Origin of the sequence: Georgenia daeguensis (assembly GCF_039537705.1) — a bacterium.
Taxonomy (GTDB): domain Bacteria; phylum Actinomycetota; class Actinomycetes; order Actinomycetales; family Actinomycetaceae; genus Georgenia; species Georgenia daeguensis.
In genome coordinates, this window is record NZ_BAABBA010000105.1 from 1 (window position 1) to 511 (window position 511).

Consider the following 511-nt stretch of genomic DNA (forward strand, 5'->3'; position numbering starts at 1 on the left):
GGTGAGCAGTAGCGCGGCTTGTAACTCGAACGAAGTGAAGTTGGCCTGCAGGTCGAACAGGAAGGGGATGGCTGGTTCGGTGAACTCGACGCGCAGCCGGCCCGAGCCGATAACATAATCCACGCGCTTGAAGAGCCAGAGTTGGCGGAACACCTTTTGGCCCAACTCGTCGGTCGTTTCCAACTCGAAGCAGCGCGAACCCATTTCTTTGGTGGCTTCGCGCAGACGCTTGTAGTTGTACTGCTTGCCTGTTAACTCGCTCATAGCCGGCACGGAGATTTCGTAGACGGACCCCGGTTGCCCTTTGCGTAGTTGCGAGAGCAGGTAGAAGAACACATCAAGCTGAGTTTCGCTGTATTCGTAGCGAGCTGTAGTCAGGGCGTTATGTTGACGGACTTGTAAACCCAATTTCATAGCATATTAAGCTAGTTAAGAATGCAATACTACGTTAAAAGAACTAAATAAAAGAACTGTCTGGATAAAGGTTCGCTTTAGCTTACCAAAAGTTCGG

1 protein-coding gene is annotated in these 511 nt (G+C 50.7%); it reads right to left on the minus strand.

Annotated features, from left to right (window positions below; genetic code table 11):
- The coding region (locus ABD774_RS21620) for a replication initiation protein (protein ID WP_345045862.1) at nucleotides 1–414 on the minus strand (414 nt) is incomplete at its 3' end.
- Nucleotides 415–511: the final 97 nt, after the last annotated feature.